21 protein-coding genes and 1 tRNA gene are annotated in these 23015 nt (G+C 44.4%); 2 read left to right on the top strand and 20 right to left on the bottom strand.

Annotated elements, in window-relative coordinates:
* Nucleotides 1–40: 40 nt before the first annotated feature.
* The 13 genes from L3V36_RS13030 to leuS all read right to left on the bottom strand — a co-directional run bounded on the left by L3V36_RS13030 (nucleotide 41) and on the right by leuS (nucleotide 13549).
* A complete protein-coding gene (locus L3V36_RS13030; protein ID WP_102448114.1) occupies nucleotides 41–550 on the bottom strand; it encodes a helix-turn-helix domain-containing protein in 510 nt (169 codons plus the stop codon).
* A gap of 181 nt (nucleotides 551–731) precedes the next feature.
* Nucleotides 732–1697 (bottom strand): lipoyl synthase, encoded by a 966-nt coding sequence (gene lipA / locus L3V36_RS13025; protein WP_004735240.1) that lies wholly within the window; start codon nucleotides 1695–1697, stop codon nucleotides 732–734.
* A 4-nt stretch (nucleotides 1698–1701) separates the two neighbouring features.
* Nucleotides 1702–2361, bottom strand: coding sequence for a lipoyl(octanoyl) transferase LipB (gene lipB / locus L3V36_RS13020; protein WP_017079937.1), 660 nt, complete (start codon nucleotides 2359–2361; stop codon nucleotides 1702–1704).
* Between the two features lie 195 nt (nucleotides 2362–2556).
* Nucleotides 2557–2832 carry a DUF493 family protein YbeD gene (ybeD, locus tag L3V36_RS13015; RefSeq protein WP_017079938.1) on the bottom strand — a complete coding sequence of 92 codons (276 nt, stop codon included), beginning with the start codon at nucleotides 2830–2832 and terminating at the stop codon, nucleotides 2557–2559.
* Nucleotides 2833–3067: 235 nt separating this feature from the next.
* Nucleotides 3068–4249 carry a serine hydrolase gene (locus L3V36_RS13010; RefSeq protein WP_017079939.1) on the bottom strand — a complete coding sequence of 394 codons (1182 nt, stop codon included), beginning with the start codon at nucleotides 4247–4249 and terminating at the stop codon, nucleotides 3068–3070.
* A 93-nt stretch (nucleotides 4250–4342) separates the two neighbouring features.
* Entirely contained in the window at nucleotides 4343–5182 is an 840-nt protein-coding gene (locus tag L3V36_RS13005) for a septal ring lytic transglycosylase RlpA family protein (RefSeq protein WP_102448113.1), read from the bottom strand.
* 3 nt (nucleotides 5183–5185) lie between these two features.
* A complete protein-coding gene (rodA, locus tag L3V36_RS13000; protein WP_102456902.1) occupies nucleotides 5186–6307 on the bottom strand; it encodes a rod shape-determining protein RodA in 1122 nt (373 codons plus the stop codon).
* Entirely contained in the window at nucleotides 6307–8199 is a 1893-nt protein-coding gene (gene mrdA / locus L3V36_RS12995) for a penicillin-binding protein 2 (RefSeq protein ID WP_017080326.1), read from the bottom strand. Before mrdA ends, rodA begins: the two co-directional genes overlap by 1 nt.
* Nucleotides 8200–8205: 6 nt before the next feature.
* Nucleotides 8206–8676, bottom strand: a complete 471-nt coding sequence (gene rlmH, locus L3V36_RS12990; protein ID WP_004735246.1) for a 23S rRNA (pseudouridine(1915)-N(3))-methyltransferase RlmH — start codon at nucleotides 8674–8676, stop codon at nucleotides 8206–8208.
* A gap of 3 nt (nucleotides 8677–8679) precedes the next feature.
* Nucleotides 8680–8997, bottom strand: a complete 318-nt coding sequence (rsfS, locus tag L3V36_RS12985) for a ribosome silencing factor (protein ID WP_004735247.1) — start codon at nucleotides 8995–8997, stop codon at nucleotides 8680–8682.
* Between the two features lie 64 nt (nucleotides 8998–9061).
* Nucleotides 9062–10087, bottom strand: coding sequence for a DNA polymerase III subunit delta (holA, locus tag L3V36_RS12980; protein WP_017087696.1), 1026 nt, complete (start codon nucleotides 10085–10087; stop codon nucleotides 9062–9064).
* A gap of 9 nt (nucleotides 10088–10096) precedes the next feature.
* The gene (gene lptE / locus L3V36_RS12975) at nucleotides 10097–10738 is read right to left on the bottom strand and encodes an LPS assembly lipoprotein LptE (protein WP_102448111.1); all 642 of its coding nucleotides are present in this window, start codon (nucleotides 10736–10738) and stop codon (nucleotides 10097–10099) included.
* Nucleotides 10739–10972: 234 nt separating this feature from the next.
* Nucleotides 10973–13549, bottom strand: coding sequence for a leucine--tRNA ligase (gene leuS / locus L3V36_RS12970; protein ID WP_017090603.1), 2577 nt, complete (start codon nucleotides 13547–13549; stop codon nucleotides 10973–10975).
* Nucleotides 13550–13814: 265 nt separating this feature from the next.
* On the opposite strand from leuS, the gene L3V36_RS12965 reads away from it, so the two are divergent.
* Nucleotides 13815–14285, top strand: coding sequence for a zinc ribbon-containing protein (locus L3V36_RS12965; protein WP_004735251.1), 471 nt, complete (start codon nucleotides 13815–13817; stop codon nucleotides 14283–14285).
* 112 nt (nucleotides 14286–14397) lie between these two features.
* Here L3V36_RS12965 and lnt read toward each other — a convergent pair whose 3' ends face one another.
* The 5 genes from lnt to miaB all read right to left on the bottom strand — a co-directional run bounded on the left by lnt (nucleotide 14398) and on the right by miaB (nucleotide 20130).
* A complete protein-coding gene (gene lnt, locus L3V36_RS12960; RefSeq protein WP_102448109.1) occupies nucleotides 14398–15915 on the bottom strand; it encodes an apolipoprotein N-acyltransferase in 1518 nt (505 codons plus the stop codon).
* Nucleotides 15916–15947: 32 nt separating this feature from the next.
* The gene (gene corC / locus L3V36_RS12955) at nucleotides 15948–16838 is read right to left on the bottom strand and encodes a CNNM family magnesium/cobalt transport protein CorC (protein WP_004735253.1); all 891 of its coding nucleotides are present in this window, start codon (nucleotides 16836–16838) and stop codon (nucleotides 15948–15950) included.
* Between the two features lie 120 nt (nucleotides 16839–16958).
* The gene (gene ybeY / locus L3V36_RS12950; protein ID WP_102440787.1) at nucleotides 16959–17420 is read right to left on the bottom strand and encodes an rRNA maturation RNase YbeY; all 462 of its coding nucleotides are present in this window, start codon (nucleotides 17418–17420) and stop codon (nucleotides 16959–16961) included.
* Nucleotides 17421–18542: a PhoH family protein gene (locus L3V36_RS12945; RefSeq protein ID WP_004735255.1), complete on the bottom strand. Its 1122-nt coding sequence runs from the start codon at nucleotides 18540–18542 to the stop codon at nucleotides 17421–17423. It lies immediately after the preceding gene.
* A gap of 163 nt (nucleotides 18543–18705) precedes the next feature.
* Nucleotides 18706–20130, bottom strand: coding sequence for a tRNA (N6-isopentenyl adenosine(37)-C2)-methylthiotransferase MiaB (gene miaB / locus L3V36_RS12940; RefSeq protein WP_004735256.1), 1425 nt, complete (start codon nucleotides 20128–20130; stop codon nucleotides 18706–18708).
* Between the two features lie 308 nt (nucleotides 20131–20438).
* Here miaB and L3V36_RS12935 point away from each other — a divergent pair, with 308 nt between their 5' ends.
* Complete coding sequence (locus tag L3V36_RS12935; protein ID WP_076644729.1) at nucleotides 20439–21614, top strand: 2-octaprenyl-3-methyl-6-methoxy-1,4-benzoquinol hydroxylase; 1176 nt, start codon at nucleotides 20439–20441, stop codon at nucleotides 21612–21614.
* A gap of 71 nt (nucleotides 21615–21685) precedes the next feature.
* On the opposite strand, the gene L3V36_RS12930 is transcribed toward L3V36_RS12935, so the two are convergent.
* Both L3V36_RS12930 and L3V36_RS12925 read right to left on the bottom strand, forming a co-directional pair.
* Entirely contained in the window at nucleotides 21686–22732 is a 1047-nt protein-coding gene (locus L3V36_RS12930; protein WP_102448108.1) for a lactonase family protein, read from the bottom strand.
* Between the two features lie 157 nt (nucleotides 22733–22889).
* Nucleotides 22890–22974, bottom strand: a tRNA-Leu gene (locus tag L3V36_RS12925).
* Nucleotides 22975–23015: the final 41 nt, after the last annotated feature.

The raw sequence follows: 23015 nt of genomic DNA, 5'->3' as shown, positions 1-23015 counted from the left end.
AGTAAGTGCTTTAACGGGTACTTGCCTTTAAGAGTTAGAGCTATGACCGCTTTTTCTTTGTTCGACGGTTTTTTTCCTGCTCCAACTCTTCCAACTTTTTTAGAACGGCATTCTCGGTTCGTAAGTAAACCAACTCCTCTTTTAGCTCCTCAAGTGTCATTTCATTATCAGGCTTAGTGGTACGTTGAGGTTGCTGTTTCATTGAGGGTCTTCCTTTCTGGCGCATTTTGAGCCCTTTGATACCGAGCTCATTAAATCTTTTGAGCCAGACAGAGAGTATCCCAGGGGATGAGAGGTTTAATACTGCGCTAGTGTGCGTGAGAGACCATTCATTCGTCCACATTAAATTCAATGCTTTTCGTTTTGTTTGAGCAGTCTCGGCATGCTTAGTTGATAAAAATGAATCAGTACCATGGATGGCAAAGACTTGAGCCCAATACCGTATCTGCCTTGAAGAAATTGAATATTGTTTTGCTAAGTAGAGAGATGACGTGCCATCTAAGTATTGCTTAGCAATGATACATTTTAGCTCTCGGCTATATTTGGACATAAAAAGACCCCCAATAATTGGTGTCCAACTATTGGGGGTCAGTTCATAAAGAGTGGCTTTGTTGTTTTTATATAAAGCTTATAGTGGCATGAAATATAAAGCTTAGCGGCACGAACAGGATAGAAAAAAGGCGCTGAACATAATAGTCAGCGCCTTCGCGTTTCTAGTTAAGCAATCGTGATTACTTAATTTCCATACCTTGAGCTTGCAAGTCTGCATGGTAAGAAGAACGTACAAACGGACCACAAGCGGCGTGAGTGAAGCCTAGCTCTAGAGCAATCTCTTTCAGCTCATCGAACTCAGAAGGCGGCACGTAGCGTTCTACTGGTAAATGGTGACGGCTTGGTGCTAGGTATTGGCCTAGTGTCAGCATCGTTACACCATGTTCACGAAGGTCTTTCAGTACTTGAACGATCTCTTCTTTCGTCTCACCAAGGCCCATCATCACCCCTGATTTTGTTGGGATAGTTGGGTGCTGTTCTTTGAATTTCTTCAATAGATCAAGAGACCATTTGTAGTTCGCACCTGGACGCGCTTTGCGGTATAGACGCGGCGCTGTCTCTAGGTTGTGGTTGAAAACATCTGGCGGGTTGTCTTTCATTAGATCAAGCGCAACGTCCATACGACCACGGAAGTCTGGTACCAGCGTTTCGATACGAATATTTGGGTTTTGTTCGCGAATTTCACGGTTACAGTCAGCAAAGTGTTGAGCACCGCCGTCACGCAAGTCATCACGGTCAACTGAAGTGATTACTACGTACTTCAGTTTCATGTCTTTAATCGTCTTAGCCAGTTTCTTCGGCTCTTCTGCTTCAGGAGCAACAGGGCGACCATGGGCAACATCACAGAACGGGCAGCGACGAGTACAGATAGCGCCAAGAATCATAAACGTTGCCGTGCCGTGGTTAAAACACTCGGCTAGGTTAGGGCAAGACGCTTCTTCACAAACTGAGTGCAGGTTGTTCTTGCGCATTGCTGATTTGATTTCTTGAATACGATGGCTGTCTGAAGGAAGTTTAATCTTCATCCATGCAGGCTTACGTAGAACTTCTTTCTGTTCAGCAGGCATATTCTTTACGGGAATTAATGCCATTTTGTCAGCGTCACGATATTTAACGCCTTTTTCCATTTGGATTGGTTTGCTCATGATTTTATGCTTCTGCTGTAATGTTACTGGTGGCTTGAATGTCTACTTGGTCATAGCCGAGTAGCTCTACGAGCTCTTGTATTAACTGTTGCTCAACGTTTTCTAGTTCACTTGGCCCGCCTAGCTGGCTTACTTGTGCCATTTCCATACCTTGATAACCACATGGGTTAATACGTAGGAATGGAGACAGGTCCATATCGACGTTGAGTGCTAACCCGTGGAACGAGCAGCCACGTCGAATACGTAATCCGAGTGAACAGATTTTCTTGCCATCGACATAAACACCAGGAGCGTCAGGTCGGGCAGTTGAATTTATATTGTAAGCTTTCAGAGTGTTGATTACGAGGTTCTCGATATGAGTCACCAAATCACGTACTCCGAATTTTTTGCGGCGGATGTTAATCAAAAAGTAAGCGACTAACTGACCTGGGCCATGGTAAGTCACTTGGCCACCGCGATCGCTTTGAATGACAGGGATGTCACCAGCATTTAATACATGCTCGGCTTTGCCTGCTTGTCCTTGAGTGAAGACAGGGTTGTGTTCAACCAACCAAACTTGGTCTACGTCTTCTTCTGTGCGTTCGTCTGTGAACTTATGCATGGCTTTCCATACAGGTTCGTAATCCTGACGGCCTAATTTTTTTACGATTAGCTTATTTTGCAAAGCTGCACTCCCTCAAGGATTAATAAAGTGAACGCATTATAAACGCGAAACAGGTTTCTAACTACAGACGGACTGCAAGGTTTTTCAACTTTCTTTGTATTTATTGAAAATTAAGTTGAATGAATTTGACCTAGATAGGGTGCTTCAAACAAAAACAGCGGCAATAAGCCGCTGTTTTTCATGTGTAATCGGAGATTACAGAACCATACGAACGATTTCGATCTCGCCCAGTTCTTTATATAGCGTTTCTACTTGCTCAATTGAAGTCGCTGTAATATTGATCGAAACAGAGTGGTAGTTACCTTTCGCACTCGGTTTTAGCGTTGGGCTGTAGTCACCAGGAGCATGACGCTGGATCACTTCTAGCACTAGCTCAGTAAGTTCTGGCTTAGCATAGCCCATTACTTTGTAAGTGAATGAACAAGGGAACTCTAAGAGATCTTTTAGTTTTGCATCAGAATTGATGTTCATGAATAGCTCCAAAAGGCTAGACTCTCGCAAATTGGCGAAATGTCGATAAAAAGCGTGTTCGGTCAACAGACACGAGTAATAGGGCGGAATATTACGTGTAAATATCGCTGAACTCAAGATCAACAAAAGCCGCACATGGCGGCTTTTAGTTCGTCAATGAGTAAATAATGAACTTACTCATTGAGTTAGCTTTGCACTGAGTTTTTGTATTGCTCAGTGCAAAGCTTTGACTGGTTTAGAATAAACCCTTAAACAGCAATACTAGGTAGTCCCATAGACGGCTAAATAAGCTGCCTTGGTCTACATCTTCAAGTGCAAGTAGTGGGTATTCAGCAACGTCTTCACCATCAACTTGGTAGAATAGTTTACCGACAACATCACCTTTGCTAATTGGTGCTTCCAGTTCTTTTTCAAGAACGAAGCTTGCCTTTAGGTTCTTAGCTTGACCACGAGGTAGGGTAACGAAAGTATCTTCGTCGACACCTAGTGCAACTGTATCTTTGCTACCCATCCAGATCTTCTCTTCTACGAAGGTTTCACCGGCTGTGTGTGGCGCCACTGTTTCGAAGAAACGGAAGCCGTAGCTAAGCAGCTTTTTGCTTTCTGTTTTACGAGCGTTAGCATTTTTAGTTCCCATCACAACAGCAACTAGGCGCATTTTGCCTTCGGTTGCTGAGCTGACTAGGCTATAACCTGCCTTGCTTGTATGGCCCGTTTTGATGCCATCAACGTTCATGCTCTTATCCCATAACAGACCGTTACGGTTGTACTGGGTGATGCCGTTGTAAGTGAATTTTTTCTCTGAGTAGATACGGTACTCATCAGGAACATCGCGAATCAGCGCCTGACCAAGTAGCGCCATATCATAAGGTGTTGAGTATAGGTTCGGGTTGTCTAGACCGTGCACGTTAGCAAAGTGCGTGTCTTTCATGCCGATAGAGCTTGCCCATGCGTTCATTAGGTCAACGAATGCATCTTCAGAACCAGCAATATGCTCAGCCATTGCAACAGTCGCATCGTTGCCTGATTGAATGATGATGCCACGGTTCAGTTCTTCCACTTTAACCGTTGTGCCCACTTCAATGAACATTTTCGATGAATCTGGGAAGTTTTTAGCCCAAGCATTTTCACTGATTACAACATCGTCGTTTAGATTGATGTTGCCACGTTCTAGCTCTTGGCCGATCACGTAGCTTGTCATCATCTTGGTTAAACTTGCTGGAGAAAGTTGAGTGTTCATCTCTTTCTCTGCTAGTACTTTGCCTGAATGGTAATCCATCAGAACAAAACCTTTAGCGGCGATTTGCGGTGCATCAGGGACTACAATTGGAGCGGCGAATGACGATGTAGCTATCGTTGCAGAAAGAGCAACAGAAGTAGCAAAAATCGATTTAACAAGTTTATTAGATTTAATCATTTTGAATGCAATTATTTGGTGAACTATTCATATATTAACAGAATCACTCTGTCACACCAGAGCGCTGATTACCAGAAGTAACTGTTAGATTAATTAGCGGGTTAGTGTGTGTTTTTTTATATAAGCTGACGGGTAACCCATTAGCTTAACTTGTTCTAATTTCTCTTGAGTCAGAGCATAGTCATGAAATGGCCCAAGCATCAGACGGTAGTTATCGTCATTTGGCTGCAAGAACGTTGCTACAGCTAGCTTTTCGCCTAGATCTTTAGCTAACTTCTCGGTCCTATCTTCATGTGGAGAGGTGGCGACCTGAATAATAAATTGAGGCAAAGCGGCCTTTTTATTCGCGTCGGTTGGCATCGCCACGGTGATGACTTCTATCTCAACATTTGCGGTGCCGGTTCTCAAGACATCGAGCTTGTAAGCTGCCGCATAACTAAGGTCAATGATTCGGCCTTCGTGGAATGGGCCTCGGTCATTGATACGAACAATCGTCGTTTTATTGTTATCGGTATTCGTCACTTTTACATAGCTCGGAATGGGCAATGTTTTGTGTGCTGCAGACATGGAATACATGTCGTAGATCTCGCCATTTGAGGTTAAATGGCCATGAAATTTCTTACCGTACCAAGATGCTTTTCCTTTCTCGGTAAACCCTTCGGTTTTTTTTACGATCTTGTAGTCTTCACCGCGCAGAGTGTAATTAGTGTTTCCGCCCAAACTATAAGGTTCATATTGAGGGTGAGCATCTTCTAGATGCTCCACCGAGATAGGTGCATCCGGTGCAATATCCGAATCAATATCGTAGCGACCGGTTGGCTGCTTTGAAGAACAACCGTTGATTAAAATTGCTAGCCCTAAGATAGAGACTATTCTTTTGATTGGCAGCTCATCAACCAAAGATGCTTTTCTTTGAAATATTGTAATAGACATCGATTAGGTCGCCTTTGAGAATGCTTTTCTGTGTGTATGGATCGACATTAAAATACCAAAACCAGCCATAAGGGTAACCATTGAAGTACCGCCATAGCTGACGAGAGGTAGAGGAACACCAACCACGGGTAGAATACCGCTTACCATGCCAATGTTTACAAAGATATAAACGAAGAAGCTCAGTACAATACTGCCGCCCATCATTCGACCAAATGCCGTTTGAGCTTGGCTCGCGAGCACTAACCCCCGTCCAATAATGAATAGGTAGATAGCAAGCAAGAACAAAATACCAATCATGCCCCATTCTTCGGCAATTACCGCAAAAATGAAGTCAGTGTGGCGCTCTGGAATGAATTCTAATTGAGATTGAGTACCTTGTAGCCAACCTTTTCCTGATACACCACCAGAACCTATCGCAATCTTACTTTGAATGATGTGGTAGCCCGCACCTAATGGATCTGATTCAGGATCAAAAAGGGTTCTTACTCGTACTTTTTGATATTCACGCATCAAGAAGAACCATAATATTGGGATAAATGCCCCTAACGCTATTGCGGCACTGGCAATTATTTTCCAACTTATACCAGCCAGGAATATCACGAAGATACCGGATGCGGCGATAAGGATGGATGTACCCAAGTCGGGTTGCTTAGCGATTAAAATGGTAGGTACAAACACCATGACTAGCGAGATCGCTAATGTTTGAAAGGTTGGCGGCAGTGATCGTTTACCGATAAATCGGGCCAGCATCAAAGGTACCGCAAGCTTTAATAGTTCAGAGGGTTGGAATCGAACAAAACCGAAATTTAACCAACGTTGGGCACCCTTAGATGCCTCACCAAAGAACAACACGCCCAAGAGTAAGATGACACCGCCTGCAAATAACAGCGGGGCCAAGGTTTCATAGGTACGAGGCGAAAGTTGCGCTAAGAAGATCATGACACCTAAAGACAGCACCATACGCATTGCTTGGCGATCCATCATCGCAAGGCTTTGTCCGCTGGCGCTGTACATGATCAATAAGGCAAAGCCCATCAACACCAGAATACCGAGCAGTAATGGGAGATCGATATGGAACCTTTCAAACAAGGCTCTATTTCGTCCAGTAGAAGGATCAAGTTTCATTATTTTGTTGCCTTACTTTCATCTTCTTCAGCGAGAATAATATGGTCTAATATTTTTCTAACGACAGGGCCGCCATTTGATGAGCCACCACCTGCGTTTTCTAATACGATAGTCACAACCGCTTCTGGATCTTCAAAAGGAGCATAACCAGTAAAGAGTGCATGATCGCGTAAATGCTCTGCGATTTCGTCCGCGTTGTATTCTTCGTCTTCTTTGAGACCGAATACTTGCGCAGTTCCTGATTTACCAGCGGTTTGGTAAGACATCTTTTGGAATGAACGTCTTGCTGTACCTTTCTTTCCGTGGTTTACCAGTCTCATGCCTTCTTGCGCGATATCCCAGTATTTCTGCTTAACACCAGTGATTGGAGGATAAGTTTCGATCTCTGATACCGTTTGGTCATCGAATGGCTGACCATTATCGATCGTCGCACGTAATAGGTGAGGCGCTGTTACTTCACCTTCGTTGACCAATACAGACGTGGCTTTTGCGATTTGCATCGGTGTTGCCGTCCAATAGCCTTGTCCGATACCAACGGGGATGGTGTCACCTTGGTACCAAGGCACACGGTGTCTTGCCATTTTCCATTCGCGAGTTGGCATGTTGGCTTTACTTTCTTCGTAAATATCAATGCCTGTGTAGTCACCAAAGCCGAATAGCATCATCCATTGAGATAAACGGTCGATACCTAGATCAAAGGAGATTTGGTAGAAGAAGGTATCAACTGATTCTTCAATCGCTTTCTCTATATCAACAACACCGTGTCCCCAGCGTAACCAGTCGCGAAACGGCTTGGTTTTGGAGTTAGGTATTTTCCAATAACCTGGATCATTACGCGTTGTATTCGGTGTAATCACACCTTCTTGTAGAGCAGCAACGGCGATAAACGGTTTGATCGTTGAAGCTGGTGGATAAATACCTAATGTGGCACGGTTAACCAAAGGTCGATCTTTATTTTGTAGTAGGGCGTTATAACCTTTAGAGGAGATACCATGCACAAATGCATTCGGGTCGTAGCTTGGGCTAGACACCATCGCTAACACGCCATTGTCTTTCGGGTCGAGAACGACGGCAGAGCCACGGCGTCCATCGAGCAGTTTGTGCACATATAGTTGAAGATTGATATCTAAGTTAAGTACGATATCTTTCCCTGGAACCGAAGGGACAAATTTTAGTGTGCGAATCACTCGTCCACGGCTGTTTACTTCAACTTCTTGATAACCCGCGGTGCCGTGCAGCATGTCTTCGTAGTAGCGCTCAATACCAAGTTTACCGATGTCACGTGTTGCTTTGTAATTGGCGTCTTTTTCTTCTCGTACTAAGCGCTGTATATCGCGATCGTTGATGCGCGATACATAGCCAATAACGTGAGTCAGTACATCACCATACGGATAAAAACGTTTTAATGTGCCTGTTACCTCAACACCCGGAAATTTATGCTGGTTTACAGAGAATACTGCAACTTGCTCTTCGGTGAGCTGATTCAGAATTGGTACTGACTTGAAGCGTCGTGAATTGCGGCGATCACGATTAAAACGCTCGATACGTTCAGGTGGAATCTCGATTAACGTTTGTAGACGGACGAGCGTGTCATCCATATCTTTGATTTTTTCGGGTGTAATTTCTAGGTTGAAAACTGGGCGGTTTTCGGCAAGAAGTACACCGTTGCGATCGTAAATCAAACCACGGTTAGGCGCGATGGGAACGACCTTGATACGGTTGTCGTTAGAGCGGGTTTTATAGTCCTGATATTGGTTGACCTGAATGTTGTACAGGTTAACAACCAACATCGACATCATGACTATGATCCCCGCAAACGCAACAAAAGCACGACTAGTAAATAGTCGTGCTTCTGCTTTGTAATCACGGATTTGGCTACGTTTACGTAACATTAACGCTTATTCTCGATGATAAGGGTGGTTAGCAGTGATGCTCCAAGCTCTATACAAGCTTTCAGCCATGATAACGCGTACTAATGGGTGAGGGAGAGTAAGCGCCGATAGAGACCAGCTTTGGTCTGCAGCCGCTTTACACGCAGGTGCTAATCCTTCAGGCCCGCCAATAAGGATAGAAACGTCGCGTCCATCCAACTTCCAACTTTCCAATTGTTCTGCCAGTTGTGGGGTATCCCACTTTTTACCTGGGATATCAAGCGTGACAATGCGGTTGCCTTTTGGCACTGCTGCCAACATTGCTTCGCCTTCTTTTTGAAGAATACGTGCAATATCCGCATTTTTACCACGTTTCCCCGCAGTGATCTCAATGAGTTCTAATGGCATATCATGAGGGAAGCGGCGTTTATATTCTTTAAAGCCTTCTTCGACCCACTTTGGCATTTTTGTACCAACTGCGATTAACTGGATCTTCAACGCTTAGCCCCAAAGTTTTTCTAGTTGGTACAGCTCACGATGTTCTTCTTGCATAACATGAAGCATGCTTGTTCCCATATCTAGAACAACCCATTCACCTTCTTGCTGCCCGTCCATGCCTAGTGGTTGCATACCAGCTTTACGCACTTCATCGGCAACGTGTTGTGCGATAGAGGCAACATGGCGCTTAGAGGTGCCAGTACAAACAATCATGTAATCAGTAACACTTGATTTGCCTTCTACATCGATAGTAACAATCGATTCTGCTTTCATGTCGTCGGCTTTGTCTGCAAGAAAATCTTTTAGTTCTTCACGTAACACGGGGTGTTCCTTTAATCTGAATTTAGCTTTTTAGGATCTGTTGACCCTAGAATATACCACGCTTTTATGCGTGAAATGGGATTGAAGCTGAAGGGATACAAAACTCTACGCTTAACTGATGAATTAGTGGCCAAGGCGACTGTTCATATTGAGTTTTTGTCATTAATTCGGCTTGAGTCAGCAACGCAAACAACGAATGTAATCGAGAAATCGAAACTCTTGTTAGCGCAGCGTTATAAAGAGGCTTTTTAGATTGCCAGATACGGTGTTTTTCGAATACTTGGCCGATCGGCATCTGTTTCATTTGTTGCTGCATTTGTAATAGCAAGGCAAGTTCACGTTGTATGCTACGCAGTAAAATGACTGGCTCTACACCTTCAGCTTCCAGTTGTCTTAGAATTCGTTGTGCACGATTACCTTTTCCAGCCAGTAACGCGTCACTCCAATGGAAGGGAGTAAAGTGGTTGTGGCGGCTCAGTGATTCTTCTAAGCGTACTAGGGTAAGTTTTCCGTCAGGGTATTGGAGCGCTAGCTTTTCTAGGCTTTGAGTGAGAGCAAATAGGTTACCCTCGTGCCACTGTGCCAGCATTTGAATCGCTTCAGGGTCTGGAGATAAGCCGATTTGACGGCAGCGCGCTTGGACAAACTGAGGCAATCGGCTGACATCTGGCGTTAGGCAACTGACCCAGTGACCCTGATTAGACAGTGCTTTAAACCATTTAGCACTTTCTTGAGCCTTGGTTAGCTTCGTGCCAATCAAGACCAACAGAATATCGCTGTGGATATGCTCTGAGATTGCCAGTAGCTCTTTGGCTATCGCAGCATTGACTCCTGATTCCGGCAGCTCAAGCTCGATGATTTGACGGCTAGAGAACAGGCTTAATGCTTGAGTGCAGTCATAGACTTGATTCCAGTCCAGACTGTTATCAATTGCAAAGCGGTGACGTTCATCAAAGCCTTGCTGTTTTGCAACCTTTTGAATCGCTTCTCGACTCTCTTGCAGCAGTAGAGGTTCGTTACCAAAAATGAGGTAAACATTACTTAGCTGTTTAGCAAGTTGCTCTGATAAGCGGTCAGCAAAAATACGCATCAAATAAACCTATTGTTCAGCTGATTCGACGGGCTCTGCCGTTTCCGTAGAGCTTGGATCTATTTCGACGTTCTTGATGTTGTATTGTTTCTCAAGCTCTTTTACTTGAACATTTTCTAGCGCATCTAGATCCATGCTATCAGCTGCGATGTTCGCTTTTAGTCGAGCCATTTGACGAAGGATTTGACTTGTTGCAAGCTTACGCATCTCATCTTCGATCATGTCGCGCTCAACAGATTTTGCTAATGCAGTTAACGGGTTGTCTAGGTAACTACGGGTTACGCTCGTTGAGAATGTCTTTGAGCCTAACTCAGGAATCGTGACGCGGTATGATGCGTTGAGCGTCAGTTCTTTTTCTGCTGCACGAGTATTCTGGTAAAGGGATAGAGTTCGCTCACTAACGCTTTCGCTAATAATATGTAAATTAGGGGTGTTTTCTGCAGGCGGTACGATTTCTACATCATTCATACGTAGCTGACCTTTCATCATACGTGTAAACGTACTGTATTGGTCGTAACTGGTCACAGAGATCTTGTTGAGTTCTTCTGGTACAGAATAGTCACCACGTAAGTGGAAACCACAGGCACTCAGTAGGCTAACGGTTAAAACAACAACAGTAACTTTCAATGAAGATAGTGAAATCAGGCGCATTATTTGATGGCTCTCATGAAGGTAGAATACTTATTTAAAGGCTTTAAAGGCTTTAAAGGCTTTAGAGCTTTCGAATCGTAGGGCTCTGGGTCTAAAGCACTTAAATAAGTAGACAGGGCAATGTCGCACCCTGTCTAAAGACTGCTGAAAACAAAATAAGTTCGCTTCAGCAGTTATATGTGCAGACTAAAACTCGCTCGCTCGTTTTAGCCTGCAACTGTTAGTCTGCTGATATTAGTTAGCTACGATGTTTAGAAGCTTGCCTGGTACGAAGATAACTTTACGGATAGTTAAGCCATCTAGGAATTTCTTAGCGTTCTCATCGTTTAGACCAAGCTCACGAACTTGCTCTTCTGTCGCGTCAGCTGCAACCGTTAGTTTCGCTCGTAGCTTACCGTTGATCATGACAACGATAGTCTTCTCGTCTTCAACTAGCGCTTTCTCGTCAAACGTTGGCCATGTTGCTGAATCTACGTTTGATTCACCAAGAGCAATCCACATTTCGTAAGAGATGTGTGGAGTCATTGGGTAAAGCATGCGAACTACTGCTTTTAGCGCTTCATCAAGGATTGCACGATCTTGTACAGATTCTTGAGGTGCTTTCGCTAGCTTGTTCATCAGTTCCATGATTGCAGCGATGGCTGTGTTGAACGTTTGGCGACGGCCGATATCGTCCGTTACTTTCGCGATAGTCTTGTGGATATCACGACGAAGTGCTTTCTGGTCACCAGATAGCGCAGAAGCGTCAACAGCTTCAGCTGCACCCTTAGCAGAGTGAGCGTGAACCAGTTTCCAAACACGCTTAAGGAAGCGGTTTGCGCCTTCAACGCCAGACTCTTGCCACTCAAGCGTCATGTCTGCAGGCGATGCAAACATCATGAATAGACGTACTGTATCAGCGCCGTACTTGTCTACCATCTCTTGTGGGTCGATACCGTTGTTCTTCGACTTAGACATTTTGATCATGCCTGAGTGTTCAACGTCGCGGCCTTGGTTGTCGACAGCTTTTTCAATGCGACCTTTTGCGTCACGGTCGATAGTCACGTCAGTTGGAGCAATCCACTCTTTCGTGCCTTTCTCGTTCGTGTGATAGAACGCGTCAGCCAGAACCATGCCTTGACATAGAAGCTGCTTGAACGGTTCATCAGATGTCACGTAACCCGCATCGCGAAGAAGCTTGTGGAAGAAACGAGAGTAAAGCAGGTGCATACAAGCGTGCTCGATACCACCAACGTATTGGTCAACTGGCAACCAGTAGTTTGCTTTCTCTGGATCTAGAATGTCATCAGCTTGTGGTGAACAGTAACGTGCGTAGTACCATGAAGACTCCATGAACGTATCGAACGTGTCAGTCTCACGTAGAGCTGGTTCGCCGTTGAATGTTGTTTCAGCCCAAGACTTATCTGCCTTGATTGGGCTAGTTACGCCATCCATTACCACGTCTTCTGGAAGAATGACTGGCAGTTGGTCCGCTGGTACTGGGTGAACTTCACCGTCTTCAGTGGTTACCATTGGGATTGGAGCACCCCAGTAACGTTGACGAGAAACGCCCCAGTCACGTAGACGGAAGTTTACAGTCTTCTTACCTTTGCCTTCAGCTTCAAGTTTCGCAGCGATTGCATCGAATGCTTCTTGGAACGCAAGACCATCGAACTCGCCAGAATCGAACAGTACACCTTTCTCAGTGTAAGCCGCTTCAGACACATCTAGCTCAGAACCGTCTTCAGGTTTGATTACTGGGATGATATCGATGCCGTACTTAGTTGCGAATTCGTAGTCACGTTGATCGTGAGCAGGAACCGCCATTACAGCACCTGTGCCGTAATCCATAAGAACGAAGTTAGCTACGTAAACAGGAACAACACGACCGTTAAGAGGGTGGATAGCTGTTAGGCCAGTATCCATGCCTTTCTTTTCCATCGTTGCGAGTTCAGCTTCAGCCACTTTGGTGTTACGACATTCTTCAACGAATGCTGCAAGCTCAGGGTTGTTCAGTGATGCTTTCTCTGCAAGAGGGTGACCTGCAGCGATACCAACGTAAGAAACACCCATTAGTGTGTCTGGACGTGTTGTGTACACTTCTAGCGGCGCTTCTTCACCGTTAACAGCGAAAGATAGTTCAACACCTTCAGAGCGACCGATCCAGTTGCGCTGCATGGTCTTAACCATTTCAGGCCAACCTTCAAGGTTGTCTAGATCGTCTAGCAGCTCTTGAGCGTACTCAGTGATCTTAATGAACCATTGTGGGATCTTCTTTTGTTCTACTGGAGTGTCACAACGCCAGCAGCAACCGTCTTCTACTTGCTCGTTCGCTAGTACAGTTTGGTCGTTTGGACACCAGTTAACAGAAGAGGTCTTCTTGTAAACTAGGCCTTGTTCGTAAAGCTTCGTGAAGAACTCTTGTTCCCAACGGTAGTACTCAGGCGTACACGTTGCGAATTCACGTTTCCAGTCGTAACCAAAGCCTAAAAGTTTAAGCTGGTTTTTCATGTATTCGATGTTTTCGTAAGTCCACGGAGCAGGCGCTGTGTTGTTTTTTACAGCTGCGTTTTCTGCAGGTAGGCCGAATGCGTCCCAACCGATTGGCTGCATTACGTTTTTGCCTTGTAGACGTTGGAAACGAGATACCACATCACCGATGGTGTAGTTACGCACGTGACCCATGTGCAGTCGGCCACTTGGGTACGGGAACATAGAAAGACAGTAGAATTTTTCTTTATTTGGGTCTTCACTTACAACGAAAGTCTCGCTGTCATCCCAGTGTTGTTGAACCTTTTGTTCAATCTCTTGCGGGTTATATTGTTCTTGCATCGATGGTATCCGGTTATCTTGGAATTTGTGAGTTCGGTTAGAACAGAATCTTACAGATCGTCATAGAATACCTAAAGGAGCTTAGTACAACAATAGTTATACCCTTCATACTTGCAGTTGCAGCACGGTTGATTGCGTAAATTCAACCAAATTACTTAGGACAGCTATACTTAAGGGTATGAATTGCATTTGTTTGTTAGGAACTGGTCGCTTAACTACGGCCCCGTTCACTAAGATAAAGCTTGGTCATCTTAAGGAGGTCGTTATGCCGAAGAAAAAAGCACTCTATGAAGAAGTCGTCGAAGAGGTGATAGAAACGCTGAAGCATAGTCCTGAAGAGCTTAACAACAAAATCGAAACGTCAGGTAAGTATGCGAAAGCAGCCAATGACATGACCAAAGATGAGCTCTCATTGATCTCGGCCTATGTGAAGTCGGACTTAAAAGAGTTTTCCGAAAGTTATGAAGAGAGTAAAGGTGGTCCATTTTATTTGATGATCACAGACTCTATTTGGCAAGGATTGCTAGATATCACTGATCGCACTAAGGTGGAATGGGTTGAATTGTTCCAAGACTTAGAACATCAAGGGTTGTATCAAGCGGATGAGGTTATCGGGCTCGGGACGCTTGTCTGTGATGAGTGTGGACATCAAACCGAATACAACCACCCGACCAATATCATTCCATGTATCAAGTGTGGGGCGACAGGGTTTAGCCGTAAAGCACTTAAGCCGTAAACACTTAAGTCATAAACACTATAGCCATAGCACCATCAACTTTACACCGCAGCAATAAAAAAGGGTTGACCCAATCAGCCAACCCTAAAATCACTTTCTTCGAATTTCTAATCTAGCTCTTTGGCTTTCTAATTACCCAGCCAATCACCAAGCTGAGCATCGCCCAGATATACAGTGGCCAAGTACCAACTGCGTGAAAAGGCGTTTGCCCATCAGTTGAAATGAGATCAGCTTTTAATACGGCCGTTTCAAACTGAGGTATTTGCTTGATGATGTTGCCTTTGTAATCGGTTACTGCCGTTACACCATTGTTGGTCGAGCGAATAACGGGCTTACCAAGCTCCAGAGCACGCATCTGTGCGATTTCCATATGTTGCAGTGGGCCAATCGAACGACCAAACCACGCATCGTTAGAGAGCGTTAAAATAAAGTCCGTCTCATCAGTCACGCTTTGTCTAACTTGATCATTAAAGACGATCTCATAACACAACGCAGGCGCTAAGTGACGGCCATTTGCCACGATGTTTGGTTGAACAAAATCGCCACGGCTAAATGATGACATCGGCAAGTTGAAGAACGGTGCCAATGGGCGCAAGATATCTTCAAACGGCACAAACTCACCAAACGGCAATAGGTGATGTTTATGGTAGCGTTCGTCTGGATCGTAGTTGTATTCACCGTATGGATTGACACCTAGAGAAAGAACGCTGTTGTAGTACTTCTTATCTTCAGACTGATTGAGTACGCCAGTGATGATTGAGCTGTTGTTCATCTTCGCTGCGCTATCTAAGTTACGTAAGAAAGATGGAATCTCAACTTCGAATGCTGGAATAGCGGCTTCAGGCCAAATGATGATATCGGCATCCCAGTTTTCTCTGCTTAGGTCGGTGTACTTCATCATCGTAGGCCAGCGGTGGCTTGGTAGCCATTTACTGTCTTGATCTACATTGCCTTGAATCAATACCACTGAGGTTGTTTTTTCAGGGTTCGGTGTCACCCAATCGATATTTCGAATGCCAAAACCTGCACTGAATACGATTGCAGGGATGATGCCAACACTCCATGCTTTATTGATAACCATATAAGCGAGTGCAGATGCAGAGACAATGACTGCCAGAGTAATTAACTCGACACCGCCAATCGGTGCAAACGAGCCTAATGGAGAATCGATTTGGCTGTAGCCAAGCCAAAGCCAAGGAAAGCCCGTCATTACCCAACCACGCAGCCAATCACTGATTAACCACAATGCAGGAGCTGCGAGGAAAAAGCGGCTTAGGTTATTAGCAGGGAAGTACTTGTTTAAGCTCCAGGTAAATAGGCCTGAATAAACCGCTAGGTAGCCAATGAGCAAAGCCATCAAAAACAGGTTGGCTGCCAGTGGCATGCCGCCAAAATGATCGATGCTGACGTATACCCAGCTGATACCTGTTGCGAATTGGCCTAAACCCCATCCGTAGCCAATCCAAAGCGCACTTTTAGGAGAACGGTTGTGGATCAGTAACAGCAACAAAGCTGGGCTGATAATAGCAAGAGGCCATATTGAATATGGAGCGAATGAAAGGGTGGTTATAGCGCCAACAAAAACGGCCGCAAGCGGCCGTAATAGGCGATGAATAAAGGTCTTAGTCATCTAATTTCTGTCATCTCTTTAGAGAGAAGTTGTTATTCTTCGATAGTCGGAAGAGGCTGCTCGTCAGGGATGGTTACCTGTAGCTGAATAACACGACGGTTATCTGCGGATGTTATTTTGAAATGGTAGTTTCCGATTTCTACAATTTCGCCACGAACAGGCAGGTGACCGAGTGCTGTCATTACCATACCACCCACAGTATCAACTTCATCATCACTAAAGGAAGTGTTAAACGTATCGTTGAACTCTTCAATGGTGGTTAAAGCTTTAACCGAATAGGTATGCTTACTCAGCTTACGAATATCTAGCTCTTCTTCATCGTCGAACTCGTCTTCAATTTCACCAACGATTTCTTCGAGGATATCTTCAATGGTTACCAGGCCAGAAACACCGCCAAACTCATCGACAACGATAGACATGTGGTAACGCTCTTCTTGGAACTCCTTGAGCAGGCGATCAACTCGCTTACTTTCAGGAACAACCACGACAGGGCGAATCACTTGTTCGATATCAAATGGGGCACTTTCTGAACCCAAATACTTAAGTAGGTCCTTCGCTAATAGAATGCCTTCAACATGGTCTTTATCTTCACTGATCACTGGGTAGCGAGAGTGTTGAGCATCAGTAATAAGCGCAATCAATGTATCTAAATCATCGGTGCGTTCAACTGTAACCATTTGAGAGCGAGGCAGCATGATATCGCGTACTCGCATCTCTGAAATTTCCATAACACCCTCGAGCATGTCGCGTGTGTCGTGGTCAATTAGGTCATTAATTTCTGAGTCGCGGATTACATCTACGAGCTCTTGGCGATCTTTTACTTCACCTTGAAATAGTTGGCCTAGGCGTTCAAAGAAGGACTTTCTACTCGGACCTTCAGATTTTTTACTTCCCTCAGAAGTGGGGGGGTTACCTTCGTTCATGATTTCTCAAAAAATAACGCTATCAGAAGTGTGATAGCACACGTTACAACTCAGATTCCTGCGAAAATCACAGGTTCGATGAGTTATTGTTTCTCTGCAACCTACTTTACTAGAATCAATTTACTTTTCTAGAATATACGGGTCTTCAAACCCCATAGTTTGCATGATTTCTGTCTCGAGTGACTCCATCTCTTCAGCTTCATCATCTTCGATATGATCATAACCTAGCAGATGCAGACTGCCATGTACAACCATATGAGCCCAGTGTGCTAGCAGAGGCTTATTTTGCTCTTCTGCTTCTTTTTCGACAACTTGGCGGCAGATAATGAGGTCACCCAGTAGATCTAATTCCATTCCTGCTGGTACTTCAAATGGGAAAGACAGCACGTTAGTTGGCTTATCTTTTCCACGATAGTCATGATTGAGCTGGTGGCTCTCTTCTGTATCAACAATACGAACGGTGAGCTCGGCATTCTCTTGAAACTGAGGAATTGTTTTGTCCAACCAAAGCTGAATATCTTGCTCAGTTGGAAGTCCTTGCTCATTTTCGACCGCTATTTGCAGGTCTAGTTCAATAGACATCTATTTATCACCTTGTTCTGTAATTACAGAGCTATTTTGTGTTGCTAATTGTGTCGTAACGGCTTGCTGAGCTTCAAGAAGTTTGGCTTCACGCTCTTCACGTTTGCGCTTTTCAAACTCTTTGCGCTCTTTCTGGTCTTTTGCTTCCCACTTCTCGTACGCATTGACGATACGAGCAACGACAGGGTGGCGAACGACGTCTTCGGACATGAAGAAGTTAAAGCTAATGTCATCCACTTCGTTGAGTACTTCAGTTGCATGACGTAGACCTGACTTAGCTCCTCGAGGTAAATCGATTTGCGTAATATCACCTGTGATCACAGCGCGTGAGTTAAAACCGATACGGGTTAAGAACATCTTCATCTGTTCTACCGTGGTGTTTTGGCTCTCATCAAGAATGATAAACGCATCATTTAATGTACGACCACGCATGTAAGCCAGTGGCGCAACTTCAATCACGTTGCGCTCAATCAGTTTCTCAACACGCTCGAAGCCAAGCATCTCAAACAGTGCATCGTAAAGTGGACGCAAATATGGGTCTACTTTTTGGCTTAAATCACCCGGTAGGAAACCAAGCTTCTCACCAGCTTCAACAGCAGGGCGAGTCAGTAGGATTCGGCGAACCTCTTGGCGTTCAAGTGCATCAACCGCAGCCGCAACAGCTAAGTACGTTTTACCAGTACCAGCAGGTCCAATACCAAAGGTGATGTCATGAGTGACCATGTTCATTAGGTATTGAGCTTGATTTGGTGTGCGTGGTTTGATGACGCCTTTTTTAGTCTTAATGGTCACTTCTTTGCCGTAGTCGATTTCAGACTCGACCTGTTGCTCCAAAATACCAGACTCAGTGACCGCCAGATGCACTTGCTCTGGTTCGATATCGATTATGTTGCCTTTAACTGGAGCCGTTTCAACATAGAGGTGTTTGATGATGTCTAAAGCTGCGGCAGTTGTGTGAGGCTTACCGACAATGGTGAAAAAGTTGCTACGGTAATTAATCTCAACACCCAGACGACGCTCAAGGTGCTTGATGTTGTCGTCGAATGGTCCGCATAAACTTGCCAAGCGCTTGTTGTCTGCTGGCTCTAGATTTATCTCTAAGGTAACGATTTTATTGCTCAAATTAGCCTCTCATTTTGTGCCACTCACTCTTAAATAAAAAAAAGAGCAAGAAGCCCGATTTAGACCGGGCTTCTGATGGTGATATCCCTATTTCTAAGATGGTCACTTAGTTAGGTAATTTCAAGCTTTGTGTTTGCGCTTTGTGCTCAAACAGTTGTATTAGCTATGGCGTAAATGTTGCTACACCTAGCTCGTCTTCACGTTTTGTTTTTTCCATCATTTCTGCTGGAGTCATTACAACGCGTAGACCCATGTCTTTTTCTGTGCGAACTAGCTCACCACGTAGTGAGTTGGTGTAAACCTCAGTGATCTTCACGTCTACGAACTGGCCGATTAGGTCTGCAGAACCTTCGAAGTTCACAACACGGCTGTTTTCAGTACGGCCACGCAGTTCCATTAGATTCTTTCTTGATGGACCTTCAACAAGGATACGCTGCTCTGTACCTAGCATTAGGCGAGAGAAACGCATAGCTTGTGTGTTTACTGTCTGTTGCAGTTCCCACAGGCGATCTTTCTTCTCTTGTGCTGGTACATCACATGGGTAATCTGCGGCAGGTGTACCTGGACGAGGAGAGAAAACAAAGCTGAAGCTCATATCGAAATCAACTTCTTTAATTAGCTTCATTGTATCTTGGAAGTCTTGCTTAGATTCACCAGGGAAACCAACAATAAAGTCAGAGCTGATTTGAATATCAGGACGAGCTTTACGCAGTTTTCGGATAATAGACTTGTACTCGATTGCCGTATGCGGGCGTTTCATCATCGTAAGAATACGGTCACTACCACTTTGTACAGGCAAGTGTAAGAAGCTCACTAGCTCTGGCGTATCTTTGTAAACTTCAATGATGTCATCACCAAATTCAAGCGGGTGGCTTGTAGTGAAACGAATACGGTCGATACCATCGATAGACGCAACTAGGCGAAGTAGTTCTGCAAATGTGCAGATGTCGCCTTCGTAAGTAGGGCCACGGAATGCGTTTACGTTTTGGCCTAGTAGGTTTACTTCACGTACGCCTTGCTCTGCCAGTTGTGCAACTTCGTAGAGTACATCATCCATTGGACGGCTAACTTCTTCACCACGAGTATATGGCACAACACAGTAAGTACAGTACTTAGAGCAACCTTCCATGATAGAAACGTAGGCTGTTGCGCCATCTGCTTTAGGTTCCGGCAAGTTATCGAACTTTTCGATCTCAGGGAATGAGATATCCATTACTGGCTTTTCGTTAGACAGTGATGACTTAATCATCTCTGGCAGACGGTGTAATGTTTGTGGGCCAAAGATAACGTCTACGTATGGTGCACGTTGACGAATGTGGTCACCTTCCTGAGTTGCTACACAGCCACCCACACCGATCACCACACCTTCTTTTTTATCTTTAAGCGTTTTCCAACGACCAAGCTGGTGGAATACTTTTTCTTGCGCTTTTTCGCGGATAGAACAAGTATTCAATAGTAGTACGTCTGCTTCCTCAGGTACTTCAGTTAGCTCATAGCCATTTGCAGCGTTAAGCAGGTCGGCCATTTTTGATGAATCGTATTCATTCATCTGACAGCCCCAAGTTTTAATTAGCAGTTTCTTACTCATTATATGTTCGCTCGATCGTTAGTTTAATTTAAGGGAGCAAATCGCCCATTATTCATCCGCCAGTATTATTTGTCATAATTCGGTATTCAATTTTATGACTGGCTCTAGCGGCAAGCGGCGTATTGTACTGGTTTCAAAACCGACTGACTAGTAGTCTGAACAAATCTCTTATGTAGTGGTTTTTATTATTGTTAACGCCATATACCATAAGGGATAACCCTTTTTTCGAATAAGGTTTTTGGTTACAAGTTAGTTATGAAAAAGTACAATCAAAAACAGTCAAAGAATCAAACTGATAAGTACAAAATATGAACAGTTACGATATTGTGGTAGTCGGTGGCGGCATGGTTGGCGCAGCAACAGCGGTCGGCTTTGCAAAGCAAGGGCTGAGTGTTGCGGTGATCGAAGGTTTTGCCCCACAAGCTTTTGATGAGTCACAAGCGATGGATATTCGTGTGTCTGCGATTTCTCAAGCATCGGTCGATTTACTTGAAGATCTTGGTGCGTGGCAAAATATCGCAGCGATGCGCGTGTGTTCTTACAAGCGTTTAGAAACGTGGGAGCATCCAGAGTGTCGTACTCGATTTGAGGCTGCATCACTGGATCTGCCCCGTCTAGGCTATATCGTTGAGAATAGGCTCATTCAACTAGGATTATGGTCTCAATTTGATGCCTACGACAATCTCGAACTGTTATGCCCAGAAAAGCTGGATGAGATTGAGTTTGGTGAAACCAATATCGTTAAGCTTCAATCAGGAGCTGAGTTGTCAGCGAAGTGGGTGATTGGTGCTGATGGCGCGAATTCAGCCGTTCGTCAGCAAGCTGGGATTGGTATTACCGCTTGGGATTACCGACAGCACTGCATGCTTATCAATGTCGAAACCGAGCAGCCTCAACAAGATATTACTTGGCAGCAATTCCTACCAAGTGGTCCTCGTTCATTTTTGCCATTATGTTCTCTAACCTCTGACGGTCAAGAAGTCGGGCAGGGATCGTTGGTCTGGTATGACTCCCCATCTCGCATTAAGCAATTATCATCGATGACCCCTGAAAAATTGCGAAATGAAGTACTTGCTAACTTTCCTAAAGAGCTAGGTGATATCAAGGTATTGAATTCTGGATCTTTTCCTCTGACACGACGTCATGCTCAATCATACTCGAAGAATAATTGCATTTTAGTCGGTGATTCAGCGCACACGATTAACCCTTTAGCAGGGCAGGGCGTCAACTTGGGCTTTAAAGATGTTTCAGTACTATTGGATGTCACCAATGAAAAAGGCGAATTGAATCAATCTGTAGCAAGACGCTATGAAGTGATGAGAAGAAGTGACAACTTAATGATGCAGAGTGGAATGGACTTCTTCTATAAAACTTTCAGTAATGACATTGGCCCTCTAAAGTTTGTCCGCAATGCTGCACTAAAATTAGCGGAAAGTTCAGGGCCGATTAAAGCTCAAGTATTGAAATACGCCTTGGGCCTTTAAAACGGTTAGATCAGGTTATTTATATAGAGAAGGAGAGCCGATGCTCTCCTTTTTTGTTTTTGCTGTAATGCTTATTGTTGCTGAGTGACACAAACTGGTGCATCAAGGTCTAACGAGTAACCGGTATAGTTCAGAGAACCATCTTCAATGTTACGCTTGAATGAGGTGATGTTGTTGGAGTGTTGGTTTGCGGCGACAAGCCATTGTCCATCGTCAGTAATATGAAAGTCTCTCGGGAACTTTCCTTCAGTGTCGTAGCTGTCAATGAAAGTCAGTTTTTGAGCCTCAGAGTCGACACTGAAGTTACTGATCCTTGATTGATGTCGACATGACACATAAAGGAATTGCTCATCGGGCGATAGCTTAATGGCGGCTGTAGTCCCTCTCTTCTCCATATTAGGTAAGGCATCAACCTCATCCACTATATTCCAAATACCTAAAGACTTTTCCAAAATCAATATCGTTTCAGAGAGCTCACAGATTACATAGGCTTTGTCTTCAACTTTGTTGAAGATTAGGTGACGAGGTCCATTTCCTGCGGGCGCTTTAATAGACTGCATTGGCTCATCAAGGAACTCTTCTTGCTCTTCGTCAAAGCAATAGAAGTTGATTCGATCGGTGCCGAGATCGACAGTCACAAACTGTGGTGAGTTTTGTAAGAACAAACATTGATGGGCGTGTGGGCTAGTTTGTCTCTCTTTGTTCGGCCCTGAGCCAACCATTTTGATTGTTTTGAGTCGTTTATCGACGTTGCCATTGATACTTAAGCTAAAGATATCAAATGTACCTGAGGAGTATTGGGAAGTGATAGCAAACTTATTATGTGGATCTATCGCAACGTGGCAGGGGTGATCTCCCGAGATAAGGCCTGTGTTGGACGCGATTTGTGAATCAACATTAGGTATATGAATGAGTTTCGGCAGTTTCTTTTGCTCAACCTCAGATGCTGTATAGATTCCAGACTTTGTCGCGGTGATAAAAGAGGGGTTATGACATTCGGCAATAAGCTCTAGAGGTAATAGTTTTCCTGTTTCTAGATCTAACTGAGTTTGATAGACACCTTGGCTTTTACTTGGCGTATCCGTGTAGCAACCGATCGTTAATGGGAGGGTTTTCATAGGTAGTCATACTCAATTCGAAAGTGGAGCAGACATTGTCTTATAAAATCGTATTAAAAGTGAGGTTATAGAGGAGAATACTTGGTGACTTGGCTAGCAGAATTGCATATTCCAGATAAAACAAAACCCAGCTAAAAAGCTGGGTTCTATTCAATGATGGTGCGGTCGGAGAGACTTGAACTCTCACACCTCTCGGCGCCAGAACCTAAATCTGGTGCGTCTACCAATTCCGCCACGACCGCAGCAAATCTTTATAGTTATATCGACATTGGTGATTCGATGT

This window comes from Vibrio sp. G-C-1 (assembly GCF_021728015.1).
GTDB lineage: Bacteria > Pseudomonadota > Gammaproteobacteria > Enterobacterales > Vibrionaceae > Vibrio > Vibrio splendidus.
This window is presented reverse-complemented; position numbering and strand designations above follow the sequence as displayed.

Coding starts and splice junctions, on each gene's coding strand:
- L3V36_RS12930 (WP_102448108.1), bottom strand. CDS start 22,732: ATGAAAACCCTCCCATTAACGATCGGTTGCTACACGGATACGCCAAGT.
- leuS (WP_017090603.1), bottom strand. CDS start 13,549: ATGCAAGAACAATATAACCCGCAAGAGATTGAACAAAAGGTTCAACAA.
- L3V36_RS13010 (WP_017079939.1), bottom strand. CDS start 4,249: ATGATTAAATCTAATAAACTTGTTAAATCGATTTTTGCTACTTCTGTT.
- L3V36_RS13005 (WP_102448113.1), bottom strand. CDS start 5,182: ATGTCTATTACAATATTTCAAAGAAAAGCATCTTTGGTTGATGAGCTG.
- rodA (WP_102456902.1), bottom strand. CDS start 6,307: ATGAAACTTGATCCTTCTACTGGACGAAATAGAGCCTTGTTTGAAAGG.
- lipA (WP_004735240.1), bottom strand. CDS start 1,697: ATGAGCAAACCAATCCAAATGGAAAAAGGCGTTAAATATCGTGACGCT.
- L3V36_RS12965 (WP_004735251.1), top strand. CDS start 13,815: ATGCCGAAGAAAAAAGCACTCTATGAAGAAGTCGTCGAAGAGGTGATA.
- ybeD (WP_017079938.1), bottom strand. CDS start 2,832: ATGAACATCAATTCTGATGCAAAACTAAAAGATCTCTTAGAGTTCCCT.
- mrdA (WP_017080326.1), bottom strand. CDS start 8,199: ATGTTACGTAAACGTAGCCAAATCCGTGATTACAAAGCAGAAGCACGA.
- L3V36_RS13030 (WP_102448114.1), bottom strand. CDS start 550: ATGTCCAAATATAGCCGAGAGCTAAAATGTATCATTGCTAAGCAATAC.
- miaB (WP_004735256.1), bottom strand. CDS start 20,130: ATGAGTAAGAAACTGCTAATTAAAACTTGGGGCTGTCAGATGAATGAA.
- L3V36_RS12935 (WP_076644729.1), top strand. CDS start 20,439: ATGAACAGTTACGATATTGTGGTAGTCGGTGGCGGCATGGTTGGCGCA.
- lnt (WP_102448109.1), bottom strand. CDS start 15,915: ATGACTAAGACCTTTATTCATCGCCTATTACGGCCGCTTGCGGCCGTT.
- corC (WP_004735253.1), bottom strand. CDS start 16,838: ATGAACGAAGGTAACCCCCCCACTTCTGAGGGAAGTAAAAAATCTGAA.
- holA (WP_017087696.1), bottom strand. CDS start 10,087: ATGCGTATTTTTGCTGACCGCTTATCAGAGCAACTTGCTAAACAGCTA.
- ybeY (WP_102440787.1), bottom strand. CDS start 17,420: ATGTCTATTGAACTAGACCTGCAAATAGCGGTCGAAAATGAGCAAGGA.
- lptE (WP_102448111.1), bottom strand. CDS start 10,738: ATGCGCCTGATTTCACTATCTTCATTGAAAGTTACTGTTGTTGTTTTA.